Source organism: Acidovorax sp. 106, from assembly GCF_003663825.1.
GTDB lineage: Bacteria > Pseudomonadota > Gammaproteobacteria > Burkholderiales > Burkholderiaceae_C > Acidovorax.
Genome location: NZ_RCCC01000001.1, coordinates 1,778,947 through 1,795,552, shown reverse-complemented (window position 1 = coordinate 1,795,552; position 16,606 = coordinate 1,778,947). Strand labels below are relative to the sequence as shown.

The following is a 16,606-nucleotide window of genomic DNA, read 5'->3' as shown; positions in this document are numbered from 1 at the left end:
CACCAAATGCTGCGCCACTGGCCATGGGGCCAGTAAAAATAAAGTCTGCATGAAAACCACCCGGACGGACCCAGACCCCTGCCTCCCCGCAGGTTCTGTGAGATAGGCGAGCACGTGGCTCACCCGCTTGTCGGCCGGTCTCCGGGCTGGCGAAATGTTCCTGTGAATCCTTCCCAGGCCGAGGGGCCCAGTGGACATGTGACGCAGGATGAACGCGCGTGCGTTCTTTCGCTTACCGTTGCGGGGGCAGCTCAGGTTGATTGCGACTCGTGGTGGGCCGCGCTCTCCTGATTCCCGTTTAACTGTACCATCGCAATGACAGCACGAGCACCAACGGGGGCGAGTATAGGGCAGCGGGTATCACGCATGGCACAACGCATGGGATCAGTGCAGCGCAAGCGATGCACACAGACCTGCGCCAGGGGATCGTCCCCATTGCTGCACCCACTGCAACACCTGCTGTACGCCATCTGCGCCCGGCGCTTGCAGGCCGTGGTCTGCCCCGGGCAGGCTGCGCGCGCAGTAGGGCGCTGCGCGCCGCTGGGCCGCCTGGGCAAATTGCCCGTAGGCCGCGGCGGGCACCAGTTCGTCACGCTCCCCCCACACTTGCAGCAGAGGCCAGGGGCCGTCGATGAGGGGCTGCTGCACGGGCCACCGCCACAGGTCTCGCCAGTAACGCAGGCTGCGGCCTTGGTGCACACTGGAGTCTGAGGCTGTGCTGGCCTGCATGCGGCCCAAGGCGTCCCAATCGGCACCGTGGCCCGTGCGCAGTGCCTGAAGCCGCCCGGCTTCGCGCGGGTCCAGACCGCTGCTGGAAATCATCACCACGCCGGCCAGATCTGGCCCAGCCACTGCGGCCAGCGCGGGAAGAAGTTCTGCCCCTTCAGAAATACCGACCAGCAACAGCGGTGGTGGCGCTGCACCCACACTGGCGGGCGGCTGTATGGCGACGATCTGGTCCAGCGCAACGCGCGCGTGGGCGGCCCAGTGGGAGAGGCTGTCGCTCTGCACAAAATGGGACGGGCAGTCAGCGGGCGCGGAAGTGTCCTGGGGGTGCACGCCGGGCTTGTGCAGCACCGTGACCTGGGCGTGCAGCAGGCCGCGAAAGTAGCGGTCTGCCAGCGGCCCCATGCCCGCGCAGCCCGAGCCCGGAATCACCACCACGCGGTAGCGCAAGGGCAGCGCCAGCGGGCCGCGCTGCAGCGCCCACAGCGCTTGCGTTGGGTCCTCACCCACACTCAGCCGCAGGGGCGTAAATCGCACGGCGCCCTGCCCTTCAACGGTCTCTGCAGGCGACTGCGGGGCTGCGCAACCGTGCAACCCCGTGACAGCGCACGCAAAAAAGGCCAGCACAAGGCTGGCCTTCACGGTGCGCTGGCGCAGCGAGAGCGCCATAGCGTTCATCGCCACGCGATAACCCACATCACTTCAGGATGATGACCTGCTCAGGCTGCTGCTGCGGCACAGGCATGGGCTGGGGTTGGCCGTCTGCGGGGTAAGCCATCGGTTGTGGAGGTCGCACGCCACGGGACAGGTGTGCATCGGTGTAGCCCAACTGGGTAGCGAGCTGCACGTACACGTCTTGCGCGAGGCTTTGCGAGGTCTCGCGGATCACCTTGGCACGGTTGGGCGGGGCGATGTCGCCGCGCGTGGACAAAATCTTGGTGTCGTTGCCCTGGCCCTGGGCCGAGAACGCCGCCTTGATTTCATAGGTGCGGGTGTTGATGAGCGAGAAGTCGGCCAGCAACTGCAGGCCGTACTGGCGCGTGGCACTGCTGCTGCCCTGCAGGGGAGACAGCGCGTCGGTGAAGTCGATGCTGGAGACCACGCCAAACAGCACGTAGTCGGCGCCGTTGAATTCACCCTTCTTGATGCGGGCGATCACGTCGGTGACCTGGGGCTGCGCCTTGGGCGTGGCCATCTTGCCGCCCTGCACCTGGTTGAGCACCTGCTCGGCCTTGGAGGCCTGGGGCGCACCGGCGTCAAAGCCCTTGCCCTGCACCAGGCGGAAGTAGGTGCCCTGCAGCAAAGCGCCCTTGATGTCGTTGGTGTAGCCGCCCAGCTCGCGCTGCTCGATGTAGCTGTAGCTGCCCGCCACATAGGTGCCACTGGCCTGCTCAGAAGCTTGCACCGACTGGCTGCCGGAGTACGAGCCACCACCGCCGTATGCCCCATGGCTGTGGCTGCCGCCCTGGCTGCTGCGCGCACTCATCTGGGCGCTGCGCTGGTAAGCACCGGCCACGAAATATTCGGACACGCGCTGGGCATAGGCCAAGTCGGTCACGGCAATCTTGGGGGCCGCATTTTGCGCCTGGGCGCTGCTGCCCCAGGCCAGCGTGGTGGCGGCGATCACGGCCAGTGCCGTGTGCAAAGTGGTTCTGCGTTGCATGGTGTGCTCCTTGTGAGCTGACGGGAATTCAGGGATGAATCAGACGCGGCGCAATCCAACACGCACATCGTCCGATACTGGCGCGGTCGATACCAGTGGCCGCCGCGCAAGGGCCGCCCCGCCGCGCTGGCGGCGTCCCCCTTCCCGCGCCAAGCGCGAGAGAAAGGGGGAAGCGGCAAAGCCGCTCAGGGGGTTCCTTTACTTCTTGCTCGTTTTGCGAATCTCTTTTTCGTCCTGCCATTCGATCGTGCCTTCCTGCACATCGAACATCTTCAGCGTGAACTTGTAGAACACGTCCTTGGTGTTGTTGTTCTGCTTGACGATGCTGGTCAGCTCGCCTTCGAGCTGGTACTTGGCCGCTGTCATCTGGCCGACCTTGGCCGTGGTGTTCTGCTTGTACAGGCCGCTCTGGTTTTGGCGCTGCAGCTCGTCCACGCCCTGCTGCATTTCATTGATGGAGCGCGTGAAGCGCACCTTGCCCGACTTGACCAACGCGGTCTGGATCGAGTTCATCACGTTGGTGGTGTCGATGTACTCGCTGGTCTTGTTCTTGACGGTGGAAATGGTCACCGTGGGACGACCCTGGAAGATGCCGGTTTCGAGCAGACTGCCGGTCATCTTCTCGGCAATCATCTGCAGGTCGGACGAGCCGAATTCGTTGGTCACCAGTTCCACGCCCTTGGCGTCGCCGTAGTTGACCTGGCGGTCAAAACGCACGGTGGGGGAGGACAGGTTTTGGCAGGCCGACAGGGCCAGCGTGCTGGCCGCAAAGGCCACGATGAGCGCCGTGCGCTGGAAGTTGCGTTGCATGGTGTTTATCTCTCTGAACAAAACAGAAGGTGCTTGAAGTGGGGGTGGCTCAGCGCGGCTCCACATTCATTTCCAGGCGCAGGTCCACGGCTGCGCCGGTGGGGGCTACGCTTTTGATGGTTTGCTGGCCCAGGCCCAGCACGGTGAGCTGCTTCCACGACTCACCATCACCGACTTGGTTGCCCACGTTGTCGAGCCACTTGAAGCGGTAGAACAGTGTGCGGTCGCTGCGCACAGAGCTGGACAGGTCGGCCTGCACCGCCAGGATGTCGTTCTTGCGCACCAGGCGCATCTCGCGCACAGCGATGCCGTTGGCTTCACCGCGCAGGGCCACTTTGGAAGCCACAGCAAGGGGGGTGGCAGGATCGTGTTGTTGGGCGCTGGCAGCGCCAGCCAAACCCACGCAGGCGGCGCAAATGGCGCTCAGGATGATGCGGTTGGTCATTCAAAAGACTCCTTCAGGCAAATCATGAAATGGGCCAATGGACTGGGCGGATTTCGCTCAGTTTTTGGCGGTAGGTGTCGGTGCAGCCGCAGGGGACTTGGCTGCGGGCTTGGTGGTTGCAGTGCGTGTGGCGGTGCGCGCGGCAGGCTTGGCGGCAGGGGCGGCGGCTTCCACAGGCACAGAGCCGGCAGGAGCGAGCTTGCCCAGGCTGGCAATGTCACCCATCAGCACCGTGTTTTCGTACAAGCGCAGGGGCACTAGTGCGTACTGACCGTCGATCTTGACCGGGTCAGGCAAGGCGCGGCCATTGACGCTGACCACGTGCTCACCTGGGGGCAGGTAGCCACGGGCAATGTAGACGCGGCCGGGCAGCATGCGCCACAGGCGGTCATCGGCCACTTCGGTGGCTGCCGAGGCTACGGCACCAATCAGGCCGCCCACCAGGCCACCGCGCTTTTGCAGCTCGTTTTGCACCACGCCCTTGGCCACAGCGCGGGTCACGCCACGAAACACCATGCCGGGCATTTCGTCCTTGAGGGCGCGGCGGGCCATCACGTTCACGTCCACCACTTTTTCCAGCTTCAGGTTGGTGCCAGCGGCCGACAGCGTGGTGAGCAGCGGATCCGTGGAGGGCTCAATGATGGGGTAAGAGATGCTGGCAGTGACCAAGCCACGGCCCGTGGGCACGGGGATGGTGAAGGCCTTGGGCTTGCGCGCAGGCGCGTCGCCAGCTTCGACCACAAACAATACGTCCGTCATGCGCTGGCGGCGCTTCCAGGTGAAGCTGGTGCGGTTGTCCAGGCCGCGCAGGCCCTCTTCCAGCACCCCAGTTTCAGGCTTGAGTTCAATGGCTTTGCGGTAGCCAGGGGCGGCCAGGCCAGACTCGCCCAGCACTTCGTACATGAAGCCCGCCAGGTAGTGGCTCAGGGCGTTCTGGTAGCCGTTCTTCAGTGCCAGCACTTCGGGGTCGTTGAGGGTTTCAACGGGGTAGCCGTTGAGCTCCTTGCCGCCTGCGGTGGCGCCCTTGGACTTGGCTTCTTCTTCCGCCGCCAGGGTTTCCTTGGAGCGGAACTCGGCAATGATGGCCTCGCGCTCGTGCGTGCGCTTAATGTCAACGCGGGCGTTTTCAAAATCGCCCACGGCCACGCGGTTCAGGGCCAGGCGGGTGGTAAGCCACACCTTTTCGTAATCCTGGCCTTCGTAGTTCTTGAGGCGTTCACTGATCAGCGCCGCGCCCACGGTGCCCATCAATTTGGTGGGGTTGGTCTTGGCGGTTTCTTCCCATTCCTTGACCTTGATGTCTGCCAGCAAGAAAGCGTTGGTGCTGTCCTGGTAGCGGCGGTCCATGCGCAGCAATTCGCCGCGTTCCAGGTTGTAGAGCAGCGCGGTCTTGTCGTCCTCGCTCTTGGCAGATGCCTCCAGTTGCTGCAAAGCGGCCGGAATGCCGCCGGTGCGGCCTGCCGACTGCACGTCGGTGGCCAGCTTGTCATGGCTTTGCATGCTGGCGCAGCCGGTCAGGGCCGCGCTCAGCGTCAGCACCCACAGCAGACGGGGACGAAAGTGCGCAAGAGTTTTCATTTTTTTCCTAGGAGAACGGTAAACGGGATCTCAGAAAGCCCTGCAGGACCCATCGCCTCCAGCCCGGTAGGCCAACGCGCGCAAAGGCTGTACCGCCGCAACGGCGGGCGAAGTGCGCATTGAAACCAGGCAATCAATGGGATGGATCGGGTGTCACGGTGCGCCCCCTCCCGGCGCGCAAACGTGTCAGGCAGCTCCCTCAAGCTGTGAGTTTTCTGGAAATTCTGTTGGCAGATGTAGCCAGCCGGGAATGTAGCAAAACGTTGTATCTTTTCTGTAACCAAGCGGGCCTGCAGCGGCACCAGCAGGTGGGAGTGGACAAGCGGCTCGGCCATGGCGATCACCGGCGCTGGTCCTGCAATGGCACGCGGTAAATCCACACCACCCGCCCACCCGGGGCTCGCAGCTGGGCGCGGGGCAGCACGCCAGGCACCGCAAACTCCAGGCTCACCAGCCAGGCGCCGGGGGCCATCTCGGCCTGGGCCTTGGCCGCAGCGCGGGCCATGCTTTCGGGCCGCTGAAACAGGTACACCATCTGGTAGCCGCTCCAGTCGGCCTTCCACATGTCGGCCCGGCGCACCCGGGCCCAGGGACAGCGCAGCGCGCAGGCCACCCGCAGCAGCCAACTCCACTCAATACCGTGCAGCACCGCATCGGGGTAGGCGTGGCGCAGGGCCAGCAGGCCATCGCCCAGGCCGCAGCCTGCGTCCAGCACCTTCGCGTTTGCGGGCAAGGGGGCCTGCACAGCCAGGGCCTGCAGGGCATGGCGGGGGGTAGGGAACAAGGGGGCATCGCGCCAGGCGTTGAGCGGGTACACCAGCAGCAGCAGTGCCAAGGGCACCAACCAGGCCCAGGCGGGCAAGGTGACCATGCCTGTCAATGCCAGGGACAAGGGAAAGCCCGCCGCAATCAGCCCGCGCCGCCACCAGCTTTCACCCAGCAAGCTGGCCACTGTGCCCAGCAGGCAGGGCAGCAGCATGGCCCACAGCATGGGCACCACGGGCCGGAGCGTGATGAACAGCAGCCAAGCAGCCGCCCAGGCCAGCAAGGCAGGCAAGGGCCAGGGCAGGCGCAGGGACACCATCATCATGCGCACCCATCCGCCCCAGGCAGCGCACGGCAGCGCACCGCAGCGCCACAGCGTGGCTGCGGGCAAGGCAAGGCAATGCAATCAAGACAAGGGTGGTTCATGGCGAGGGCAGGCGGAAGCACGGCGCGCTCCAGGCGCCGGTCTGCAGCGGGCAGTGTAGGCCGGTTGGGTGTGTTTTCTGGGGCCCTCAGGCCCTCGCCAATGCCAGGGTTGTGCCAAAGTTCACATTCGCGCCCGCCGGGCTGTCAACGCGCCCCGGCCAAAGACCATTGCAGCCAGGGCTCTCTGGGGCGCCCCATGGCGCAATCGGCACCCGCCACGGGGCTGCGCTGTGAACTACTCAGCCGCGCAGTCGCTCGATGAGGCCGTTGAGTTCTTCGATGGAGCCGAACTGGATGGCCAACTCGCCCATGTCCTCCAGGCGCCCTGCCCGCTTCACGCGCTTTTTGACGCGCACTTCCACAGCGGCCATCAGCAGGTCCGACAACTCTTCCTCCACGCGTTTCATGTCGCGGGACTTTTCTTTCTTGGGCTTTTGCGGCACCAGGCTGAACTCGGCCCCAATCTTCTTGACCAGGCTCTCGGCCTCGCGCACCGACAGTTTCTTGGCCGCAATCTGGTTGCCCGCAGTGATCTGAGCGGCGCGATCGAGCGAGAGCAACGCCCGCGCGTGGCCCATGTCGATATCGCCCGCCATCAGCATCGTCTGCACGGGCTCGGCCAGGTTCAGCAGCCGCAGCAGGTTGCTGGCGGCGCTGCGCGAGCGGCCCACGGCTTGGGCGGCCAGCTCGTGCGTCAGGCCAAATTCTTTGACCAGGCGCTGCAAGCCCTGGGCTTCTTCCAGGGGGTTCAGGTCTTCGCGCTGGATGTTTTCAATCAGCGCCATGGCGGCGGCCGACTCGTCGGGCACATCGCGCACCAGCACCGGCACCTCGGCCAGGCCCGCCAGGCGCGAGGCGCGAAAGCGCCGCTCGCCCGCAATGATTTCGTACTTGCCTGCGTTGTCGCCGCCCGTCAGGCGCCGCACCAGAATCGGTTGCATGATGCCCTGCGCCTTGATGGACTCGGCCAGCTCGTACAGCGCGCCCTCGTCCATGCGCGTGCGCGGCTGGTACACACCGGGCACCAGCTCAGTCAGCGGCAACGTGCTGGGCAGGCCCGCTTCGGCCGCCTGGGCCTGCTCTACTTTTTCTTCGACCTTGGGGCCCAGCAGGGCTTCCAGGCCGCGTCCCAGGCCCTTGGGTTTCTTGGTAACCATGTGATGGCTTTCTATGATTCGGAATCAGTAACAGCGAAAAGGTCTGGCCGCCAGGGCTTATCGATCAATGATCACCAGCGTGCCGTGGCTGCCGGGCGCCACCGCGTGGGGGACGCCCGCAGGGACAATGAACACCTCGCCCGCCCCCACTTCGGTGACCTGCCCTTGCAGGTCCAGGCGCATGCAGCCTTCAAGCACCAGCAGCGCTTCATCAAAGTCGTGCGACTCGTTGGGGTAGGCGGCATCGTCCATGCGCAGCACCTTCACCTTGGCGCCAGCGGCTTGGCCCACGATGCTGGAGCTCCAGGCGCGGGGTAATTGGTCTGCCGTCGAAATCAGATGGGTTTTGGACATAAATCGGAGATTCAGGTTTCAATGCGTGGCCTGTTGCGCGGCACGGCGCTTTTTGCGGCTGCGCCACAAGCGCAGCCACACGCCCCAGGCCACGGCCAGCAGCACCAGGGCCAGCGCAAATTGACCCAACGCAGCCACCACCACAGCGCCACTGGGCAGTAACCAGGCCAGCACCACTTGCAGCGCATCCAGCGGCACATACAGCTGCACAGGGCGGCGCGGGCGCGGGGCTACCGAGGGCTGTGCGCCGTCAGCCGCTGGCGGGCGCTTGCGCCACAGGGCCCAGCGGCTCATGCCGCCTGGGCCAACTGGGTCAACCAGCCGTGCCCCTCTTCCCAGTCGCCCAGCCCGGATTCCGCATTGATATGGCCACGCTCGCCGTAGTCCACAAACCGCGCACCCCAGGCCTCGCCCAGGCCCTGCACGCGCTCGTAGCTGCAGTACGGGTCGCTCTGGCTGCCCACCAGCAGGGCCGGGAACGGCAGAGGCTGGCGCGCAATGGGCGCCCAGCCGTGGATCATGGCCGCGACGTCAGGCCGCTCCACATCGCCCGGGGCGACCAGCAGCGCGCCGCGCACCTTGGCGGCGTGGCGGGTGTGGCTGGCCCACCAGGCGGTGAGCACGCAGCCCAGGCTGTGCGCCACCAGCAGCACGGGGCCATCGGCATCGGCCACGGTCTCTTCCAGGCGGGCCGACCAATCGCCACGCAGCGGGCGCATCCAGTCGTGCTGCTCCACGCGCTGGTAGCCGTGCAGACGCACCCAGCGACTTTGCCAGTGGTCGGGGCCCGAGTTTTGCCAGCCGGGCAACAGGAGCACATTGGAGGGCTTAATTGCTATCATTTTTATAGCTTGTAGCGCTTTATGGTTGCGCCTTGGAGGTCTTTTTATCTCCAATCCCCATGCGCTTAACGCGATCGACCATCTCCTTGGCAAAGTCCACAAACGCGTGGCTGCCCTTGGCCGAGGGGTCAAACACCACGCCCGGCACGCCGTAGCTGGGGGCCTCGGCCAAGCGCACGTTGCGGGGGATGACGGTGTTGAACACCTTGTCGCCAAAGTGGTCCTTGAGCTGCTCACTCACCTGCTGCTGCAGCGTGATGCGCGGGTCAAACATCACGCGCAGCAGGCCAATCACCTGCAAATCGGCATTGAGATTGGCGTGCACCTGCTTGATGGTGTTGACCAGATCGGTCAGGCCCTCGAGCGCAAAGTATTCGCACTGCATGGGCACGATGACGCCGTGGGCGCTGCACAGGCCGTTGAGGGTGAGCATGCTCAAGGACGGAGGGCAGTCGATGAGCACGAAGTCATAGTCTGCATCGGCCTCGGCCAGCGCGGCCTTCAGGCGCTTTTCGCGGTGCTCCAGGGCCACCAGTTCGACCTCGGCACCGGCCAGTTCGCGGTTGGCGCCCAGCACCCAGTAACCGCATTTGTCCGACAGCACCGCCGCCTCTTGGACCGAGGCGGATTCCAGCAGCACGTCGTACACCGACAGCTCCAGCTGGCGCTTGTCTACGCCCGAGCCCATGGTGGCATTGCCTTGGGGATCCAGGTCCACCATCAGCACACGTTGGCCAATTTTGGCCAGACCTGCGGCCAGGTTGACGGTGGTGGTGGTTTTGCCCACGCCGCCCTTTTGGTTGGCAATACAGAAAATTTTGGCCATGTGGAGGTGTTCGAGTTACTTGGAGATGGCCAGCTTGATGCCGAAACCGATGAGGAAGACGCCGGCCAGCTTTTCCAGCACGCGGCCAATGCGGGGGTTGGCGCGCATGCGCTCAGCCAGGTGGTGGGTCAGCAATACGGCCCCCAGGCCGTACACAAAGGTCAAGGCGGCCACGGTGGCCGCCATCACCCCAAAGGTGAGCAGGCCCTGGTGGTGGGCTGGGTCCACAAACAGCGGGAAGAACGCCATGTAAAACACAATCGCCTTGGGGTTGAGCAGCGTGATCAACCCAGCCTGCTTGAAGTAGTGGCGCGGCTCGATGTTCAGCACCGGCTTGGCACCGGGCTTGGCCGTGAGCATCTTGAACCCCAGCCACCCCAGGTAGGCAGCGCCCAGCCACTGCACCGCCACAAACGCTGTGGGGTAGGTGGCCAGCAATGCGGCCACGCCCGCCACCGCCGCCCACATCAGCACTTGGTCGCCCGCAATCACCCCCATCGTGGCCGCCAGGCCGCCGCGAATGCCACCCTTGCTGGTCGAGGTGATGAGCGCCAAATTGCCGGGGCCTGGAATGGCCAGGAACAACACAATGGCGGCGACAAAAGCGCCGTAGTCAGCAATGCCAAACATGATTTCTCCCGGTGCCGTGACGATGGGGAATGCAGCGAAAACTGCGCAATAACAAGGCCGAGTTTAAGCGACGCTTTTTCGGAAGCAGCGCCTCCAACGCAGCACGGCCCAAGCACCAGCCCCGAAGAGCGCGCCCCGACCAGCTTATGCGGGCTTCATCCAGACAATACAGCGCTCTGCATCCAGCCCGGGCACCGTGAGTTGTTCCACGTGAAACACCGCGACGTCAGCAGGCAATGCAGCGATTTCATCCTCAGGGTGCTTGCCCTTCATGGCCAGCCACACGCCATGCGGCGCGGCCAGGGCCGAGCGCGACCAAGTCACAAAATCAGGCAGCGAGGCAAACGCCCGGCAGCTGACGATGTCAAACGGCGTGGTCAGCGTCTCCACCCGTGCGTGCACGCCATGCAGGTTGGGCAGCTTGAGTGCTACCGCCGCTTGCTGGATGAAGGCGGCCTTTTTGCCCACCGTGTCCACGCAACTCACATCCACATCCGGGCAGCAGATGGCAAACACCACACCGGGCAGGCCACCGCCCGAACCCACATCCAGCAGTCTCACGCCCGCCCCGCCCCGCCCCAAGGTCGTTACATGGCGGCGCAGTGGCGCCACGGCAGCCAGGCTGTCGAGCAGGTGGTGCGTCAGCATCTCTTGCGGGTCGCGCACCGCCGTCAGGTTGTAGACCTTGTTCCACTTTTGCAGCAGGGACAGGAACTCCATCAACTGCGCAAGCTGCGCATCGGTCAGGGCCAAACCCAGGGCCTGGGCACCCTCTTGCAGGCGCGCTTGCAAAGCGTCGTGGGTCACGGCGCTCATGCAGCCACCTCGCCCTCGGCCTTGGCCGTCACCTTGTCCGTAGGCAAGGCAAAGTCCTTGAAGCCGCCTTTTTTCAAATGCACCATCAGCAGCGAAATCGCGGCGGGGGTGATGCCCGTGATGCGCGAGGCCTGGCCCAGGGTTTCAGGGCGGTGGCGCGTCAGTGCCTGGCGGGCCTCAATGCTGAGTGCCGTCACCTGCATGTAGTCCAGCTCGGCGGGCAGGCGCAATTTTTCGTAATGGGCAGCACGCTCCACCTCACCCTTCTGGCGGTCAATGTAGCCCGCGTACTTGGCCGCAATCTCCACTTGTTCAATGACCGACTCACTCAGGTCACCCAGCGTTTCACGTGAAACACCGGGGCTGGTGTATTTGCCGCCATCCATACTGGCCAGCGCCTGGTACGACACATCTGGGCGGCGCAGCAGTTCAAACAGGTTGTACTCGTGCTCAATGCTCTTGCCCAGCACGCGCTCAGACTCGGCTGCGGGAAGGTTGCGCGGGTTCACCCAGGTGGCTTTGAGGCGCTCTGTTTCACGTGAAACAGCGTCGCGCTTGCGGCTGAAGGCGTCCCAGCGCGCATCGTCCACCAGGCCCATCTTGCGGCCAGCCTCGGTCAGGCGCATGTCGGCGTTGTCCTCGCGCAGCTGCAGGCGAAACTCGGCGCGGCTGGTGAACATGCGGTAGGGCTCGGTCACGCCCTTGGTGATGAGGTCGTCCACCAATACACCCAGGTAGGCCTCATCCCGGCCGGGCAGCCAGGCGGCCTCGCCACGGCATTGCAGCGCGGCATTGATGCCCGCAAACAAGCCTTGCGCTGCCGCCTCTTCATAGCCCGTGGTGCCGTTGATCTGCCCGGCAAAGAACAGACCCTGGATCTGGCGCGTCTCAAAGCTGCTCTTGAGCGAGCGCGGGTCAAAGTAGTCGTACTCAATGGCGTAGCCGGGGCGCAGGATGTGCGCGTTTTCCAGTCCCTTCATGCTGCGCACCAGGTCGTACTGGATGTCGAACGGCAAACTGGTGCTGATGCCGTTGGGGTAGTACTCGTGCGTAGTCAGGCCTTCGGGCTCCAGGAAAATCTGGTGGCTGTCCTTGTCGGCAAAGCGGTTGATCTTGTCTTCGACACTCGGGCAATAGCGCGGGCCCACGCCTTCGATCTTGCCGGTGAACATGGGGCTGCGGTCAAAGCCACTGCGGATGATCTCGTGCGTGCGCTCGTTGGTGTGGGTGATCCAGCACGGCATTTGCTGCGGGTGCATCTGCGCATTGCCCATAAAGCTGAACACAGGCACGGTGCCTTCGTTCACCCCACCGGGCATGCCATCGCCGGGCTGCTCCTCGCACTGGCTGAAGTCGATGCTGCGGCCGTCAATGCGCGGAGGCGTACCCGTTTTGAGGCGCCCTTGCGGTAGCTTCAGCTCCTTGAGGCGTGCCGACAGCGACACGGCGGGTGGGTCCCCTGCCCGGCCTGCGGCGTAGTTATTCAGGCCTACGTGGATCTTGCCGTCGAGGAAGGTTCCTGCCGTCAGCACTACCGTGCGCGAGCGGAACCGAATGCCCACCTGCGTCACCGCTCCCACCACGCGGTCGCCCTCCACCATCAGGTCGTCCACCGCCTGCTGGAACAGCCACAGATTGGGCTGGTTCTCCAGCATGCGGCGGATGGCGGCCTTGTACAAAATGCGGTCGGCCTGCGCCCGTGTGGCACGCACCGCAGGGCCTTTGGAGCTGTTGAGAATGCGAAACTGGATGCCGCCCTCGTCCGTCGCCAGCGCCATCGCGCCGCCCAAGGCATCCACCTCTTTGACCAAGTGGCCCTTGCCAATGCCGCCAATGCTGGGGTTGCAACTCATCTGCCCCAGGGTCTCGATGTTGTGGGACAGCAGCAAGGTTTTGCTGCCCATGCGGGCAGCGGCCAGCGCGGCCTCGGTGCCAGCATGGCCACCGCCGACGACGATCACATCAAATTCCTGGGGGTACAACATGGGAGCGCTCCGGGGCCCTGGCGGGCCCGATAAAAAAACACCAGCAGCAAGATCGCGCTGCCGGGCCGGGCACAGGGTGCTGTCGGCGCAGGCCAGGGCGATTGCGGGTAACCCCTGATTTTCCCACTTTGCGCGCTTTGTGTCTGCGCATGGCCCTTGGAGCAGGTGGTAACGCGCCCCGGCAAGCCCCCTTGTTTCACGTGAAACACCCCTGCGCAGGAATCCTGTCCACCCGGTGTGATTCAATGGCACCCATGCCTAACGCCCAACTCCTCATCTTCGCAGGCAGCACCCGCCAGCAGTCGTTCAACCGCAAATTGGCCCACGCCACCGCTGCCATCGCGCGCGATGCGGGTGCCAGCGTTACGCTGCTGGAGCTGTCTGACTTTGACATTCCGCTCTACAACGCAGACCTCGAAGCCCAAGGCACCCCGGCCGATGTGGCGCGGCTCAAACAGGTGCTGCTCGACCACCCTGCCTGGATCATCTGCTCGCCCGAATACAACGGCAGCTACACCGCCCTGCTCAAGAACACCCTCGACTGGGCCTCCAGCCCCATCAAGGGCGACCCGGTCTGGCAAGACGGCACGCGCTCCTTCCGGGGCAAGGTGGTGGGCATGCTCAGCGCATCGCCTGGGGCTCTGGGCGGCCTGCGTTCGCAAAGCCATTTGGGCCCCTTGCTCACCAACCTCGAATGCTGGCTGGCCCCTAAGGCGTTTGCCCTGGGCTCGGCAGGCAGTGCATTCGATGACAGCGGCGCCCTGCTCCAGCCCGCCCACCGCGACCGCGTGCGTGCCGTGGTGGACCAGGTGCTATGGGCCGCAGGCCGCCTGCACGGCGACGCTGCAGGCCAATCCTAAACATATTTGAGTCAAAACAAGCCCTAGCGCTTATTTAGCAAGCGCTAGCAGCTATATAAACCATAGCAAACCCATGGATTGCCGCCCTGGCTGCGGCGCCTGCTGCACCGCCCCTTCCATCAGCTCTCCCATCCCCGGCATGCCGCACGGCAAGCCCGCGGGGGTGCGCTGCGTGCAGCTGGATGAGTACGCACGGTGCCGCATCTTTGGCCAACCCGATCGGCCAGCGGTGTGTGGCGGGTTGATGCCCTCCGCTGAGATGTGCGGTGCCAGCAACGCACAGGCCATGGCGTATCTGACGCAACTGGAACAACTGACCCAGCCAGCCCACCCAACGCAGCGTTGACCTGCTGCGGCTTGGGGCGGGCACAGGCATAAAAAAGCACGCCCTTGGGCGTGCTTTGCTAGCGGCTGGCGTAATGGCAGCAGAAAGGCAATGCCCTCCCCCAGGCCCTTTCACGTCCAACTCCGGTCAGCTCAACTCAGAAGCTCTCCCACTCATCGTCATTGCCCCCTGCCTTCGCTGCCTTGGGTGCTGGCGTTGCCTTGGGTGCAGGCGCCGTCGCTTGAGGCGCTGCCAAGCTCGCTGCTGGCTTGCTTTGGGCTGGCGCTTTTGCCGTTGTCGCCTTGGGCTTGCTCAGCGCAGGCCGGGCGCTGGGGCTTTTGCCCAAGGTGCTGGCGCTGCTGGCGCGGGGGCTGTAGCTGGCGCCAGGGGCACTGGGGGCGCTGTAGCTGGCATCGTGCGCCAGCTTGAACACCGCCACGGCGTTCACCAATTCGCCCGCTTGGCTGTTCAAGCTGCTGGCCGCTGCCGCCATTTCTTCCACCAAGGCCGCGTTTTGCTGTGTGGCCTGGTCCATTTGCGTGACGGCTTCGCCCACTTGGCCTACGCCTGCGCTTTGCTCGCTGCTGGCCGCGCTGATTTCTCCCATGATGTCGGTCACGCGCCGGATGGCGGTGACGACTTCGGTCATGGTGCTACCTGCTTTGTCTACCAGCAGGGTGCCTTGCTCTACCCGCTCTACGCTGGCCATGATCAGGCTTTTGATTTCTTTGGCCGCTTCTGCGCTGCGCCCTGCCAGGTTGCGTACTTCAGAGGCCACCACGGCAAAGCCTCGGCCTTGTTCGCCTGCTCGCGCGGCTTCCACCGCGGCGTTCAGCGCCAGGATGTTGGTCTGGAACGCAATGCCGTCGATCACGCTGATGATGTCTGCAATCTTGTTGCTGCTGGCGTTGATGCCTTTCATGGTCTCCACCACTTCGGCCACGACTTCTCCGCCTTGCGTAGCCACCGTGGAGGCGCTCATGGCCAGTTGGTTGGCCGTGCGGGCGTTGTCTGCGTTTTGGCGCACGGTAGAGCCGAGCTCTTCCATGGACGCTGCGGTTTCTTCCAAGGCCGAGGCTTGCTGTTCGGTGCGCGCGCTCAGGTCGTTGTTGCCCGAGGCGATCTCGGCGCTGGCCGAGGCCACGCTTTCTGAGTTCTGGCGCACGACGGAGACGGTGCGCACCAGGCTTTGCTGCATGCGTTGCAGGGCACCGAGCAGCTGGCCGGTTTCGTCGGTGGAGGTGACTTCGATGCGGGCGCTGAGGTCGCCTGCGGCCACTTGGTCGGCCACTTCTACGGCGCGTGACAGGGGGGCGGTGATGGAGCGGATGATGGCCATCGCCAGGAAGAGGGCCAAGCCCAAAATCACGGCGCAGGCAATCAAAACATCCCGTTGCAGGGCTGAGGCCTCGTCCTCAGCCCTCACTCCAGCGGCCTGGGTGATCTTGTTCTGAAAGTCGAGCTGGGTCTCGATCAAATCCTGGTATTCCAGTTGGACTGGGCGCAATTGCTTCTCCAGCATCTGCAGCGCTTCATCTCTTCGCCCTTCCTTGATCAGGGCAAGGTACTGGTCACTCACCTTCAGAAAATTGGCACGCCCCGCCTGCATCTTGGCCAGTTTGTCTTTGCCCTCAGGCGAAGTCACCAAGCTGTCCAATTGCTTGTACTGCGCGGCCACGGCTTCGCGGGCCGATGCAATCTGGGTGAATGCCCGCTGGCGAATCTCCTCGGTATCCCAGATGGCCACATTCCGAAACTGGATCGCCTGCACACTCACCCCGTCATCCAATACTGCGAGTGCTTTGGTGATGGGAATCCGCACACTGACCACGTCATTCAAAGCAGCCCGCTGGTGGCCAGAACGCACCCAGCTGATACCGCCCAACACCATCATCAGCAGCACCATGGCCGCAAAGGCTCCTGCAAGGCGGGTCGAAATTTTCCAGTTCTTCATAGATTTCCCCATTCGTTTGGTTTCCAGGCCACGGCACACCAGCGAACACGTGGCCGCCTGATTCAACGCTCACCCTCTCACCAGCCCTGGCCCGGCCAAGTCCGGCAAAACCATGTGCTCAACGTGCTGCTTCTTGCACGCCTGTTGCAGCTTCGGTCTTTAAAGACCATGGAAAATCTTTGATCTGCATCAAAAAATACTATCACCAAATGTCAAAAATTAACAAATATGTATTTCTGCAGTGACCTTCGCAACCATTGCTGAACCTCAGTTTTTGCAAGATTTCAGGTCAGCTTTCTGGGAGCTTGCTTGTTTGGGCAGACAACAACGCAGGCAGCGCGCGGTGAATCATTTCGATGAAAAGGTCACATCGCTTGTGCTATGGGCGCTTACAGCTATCAAATTAAGAGCACCCACGATCCACTGTCACAAACCAATGGGCGC

Annotated in this window: 17 protein-coding genes and 1 riboswitch; of the genes, 2 read left to right on the top strand and 15 right to left on the bottom strand. The window is 63.9% G+C overall.

Going from position 1 to position 16,606, the window contains the following annotated elements:
• Positions 1–114 precede the first annotated feature (114 nt).
• A riboswitch (cobalamin riboswitch) is annotated at positions 115–350 on the bottom strand.
• 34 nt (positions 351–384) lie between these two features.
• The 14 genes from C8C98_RS07935 to mnmG all read right to left on the bottom strand — a co-directional run bounded on the left by C8C98_RS07935 (position 385) and on the right by mnmG (position 13,023).
• The gene (locus tag C8C98_RS07935; RefSeq protein WP_121453815.1) at positions 385–1,404 is read right to left on the bottom strand and encodes an alpha/beta hydrolase; all 1,020 of its coding nucleotides are present in this window, start codon (positions 1,402–1,404) and stop codon (positions 385–387) included.
• A 19-nt stretch (positions 1,405–1,423) separates the two neighbouring features.
• Complete coding sequence (locus C8C98_RS07930; protein ID WP_121453814.1) at positions 1,424–2,389, bottom strand: hypothetical protein; 966 nt, start codon at positions 2,387–2,389, stop codon at positions 1,424–1,426.
• A gap of 198 nt (positions 2,390–2,587) precedes the next feature.
• The gene (gene lpoB, locus C8C98_RS07925; protein WP_199726569.1) at positions 2,588–3,199 is read right to left on the bottom strand and encodes a penicillin-binding protein activator LpoB; all 612 of its coding nucleotides are present in this window, start codon (positions 3,197–3,199) and stop codon (positions 2,588–2,590) included.
• A gap of 49 nt (positions 3,200–3,248) precedes the next feature.
• Positions 3,249–3,644, bottom strand: coding sequence for a YcfL family protein (locus tag C8C98_RS07920; protein ID WP_121453813.1), 396 nt, complete (start codon positions 3,642–3,644; stop codon positions 3,249–3,251).
• Positions 3,645–3,701: 57 nt separating this feature from the next.
• Complete coding sequence (locus C8C98_RS07915; RefSeq protein ID WP_121453812.1) at positions 3,702–5,222, bottom strand: COG3014 family protein; 1,521 nt, start codon at positions 5,220–5,222, stop codon at positions 3,702–3,704.
• Positions 5,223–5,562: 340 nt separating this feature from the next.
• A complete protein-coding gene (locus C8C98_RS07905; protein ID WP_121456128.1) occupies positions 5,563–6,306 on the bottom strand; it encodes a class I SAM-dependent methyltransferase in 744 nt (247 codons plus the stop codon).
• Positions 6,307–6,652: 346 nt separating this feature from the next.
• Positions 6,653–7,570, bottom strand: a complete 918-nt coding sequence (locus tag C8C98_RS07900; RefSeq protein ID WP_121453810.1) for a ParB/RepB/Spo0J family partition protein — start codon at positions 7,568–7,570, stop codon at positions 6,653–6,655.
• 57 nt (positions 7,571–7,627) lie between these two features.
• Positions 7,628–7,924, bottom strand: a complete 297-nt coding sequence (locus C8C98_RS07895) for a cupin domain-containing protein (RefSeq protein ID WP_121453809.1) — start codon at positions 7,922–7,924, stop codon at positions 7,628–7,630.
• 18 nt (positions 7,925–7,942) lie between these two features.
• Positions 7,943–8,218, bottom strand: coding sequence for a hypothetical protein (locus tag C8C98_RS07890; protein ID WP_121453808.1), 276 nt, complete (start codon positions 8,216–8,218; stop codon positions 7,943–7,945).
• Positions 8,215–8,757 carry an alpha/beta hydrolase gene (locus tag C8C98_RS07885; RefSeq protein ID WP_121456127.1) on the bottom strand — a complete coding sequence of 181 codons (543 nt, stop codon included), beginning with the start codon at positions 8,755–8,757 and terminating at the stop codon, positions 8,215–8,217. Before C8C98_RS07885 ends, C8C98_RS07890 begins: the two co-directional genes overlap by 4 nt.
• 28 nt (positions 8,758–8,785) lie before the next feature.
• The gene (locus C8C98_RS07880; protein ID WP_121453807.1) at positions 8,786–9,592 is read right to left on the bottom strand and encodes a ParA family protein; all 807 of its coding nucleotides are present in this window, start codon (positions 9,590–9,592) and stop codon (positions 8,786–8,788) included.
• A gap of 15 nt (positions 9,593–9,607) precedes the next feature.
• Positions 9,608–10,222 (bottom strand): LysE family transporter, encoded by a 615-nt coding sequence (locus C8C98_RS07875; RefSeq protein ID WP_121453806.1) that lies wholly within the window; start codon positions 10,220–10,222, stop codon positions 9,608–9,610.
• Between the two features lie 144 nt (positions 10,223–10,366).
• Positions 10,367–11,038 (bottom strand): 16S rRNA (guanine(527)-N(7))-methyltransferase RsmG, encoded by a 672-nt coding sequence (rsmG, locus tag C8C98_RS07870; RefSeq protein WP_121453805.1) that lies wholly within the window; start codon positions 11,036–11,038, stop codon positions 10,367–10,369.
• The gene (gene mnmG, locus C8C98_RS07865) at positions 11,035–13,023 is read right to left on the bottom strand and encodes a tRNA uridine-5-carboxymethylaminomethyl(34) synthesis enzyme MnmG (protein ID WP_121453804.1); all 1,989 of its coding nucleotides are present in this window, start codon (positions 13,021–13,023) and stop codon (positions 11,035–11,037) included. The genes rsmG and mnmG overlap by 4 nt, the downstream gene beginning before the upstream one ends.
• A 254-nt stretch (positions 13,024–13,277) precedes the next feature.
• On the opposite strand from mnmG, the gene C8C98_RS07860 reads away from it, so the two are divergent.
• Together C8C98_RS07860 and C8C98_RS07855 are read left to right on the top strand one after the other, a co-directional pair.
• Complete coding sequence (locus tag C8C98_RS07860) at positions 13,278–13,883, top strand: NADPH-dependent FMN reductase (protein ID WP_121456126.1); 606 nt, start codon at positions 13,278–13,280, stop codon at positions 13,881–13,883.
• Between the two features lie 73 nt (positions 13,884–13,956).
• Positions 13,957–14,229 carry a YkgJ family cysteine cluster protein gene (locus C8C98_RS07855; protein WP_121453803.1) on the top strand — a complete coding sequence of 91 codons (273 nt, stop codon included), beginning with the start codon at positions 13,957–13,959 and terminating at the stop codon, positions 14,227–14,229.
• A gap of 136 nt (positions 14,230–14,365) precedes the next feature.
• On the opposite strand, the gene C8C98_RS07850 is transcribed toward C8C98_RS07855, so the two are convergent.
• Positions 14,366–16,162, bottom strand: coding sequence for a methyl-accepting chemotaxis protein (locus C8C98_RS07850; RefSeq protein ID WP_121453802.1), 1,797 nt, complete (start codon positions 16,160–16,162; stop codon positions 14,366–14,368).
• Positions 16,163–16,606 lie beyond the last annotated feature (444 nt).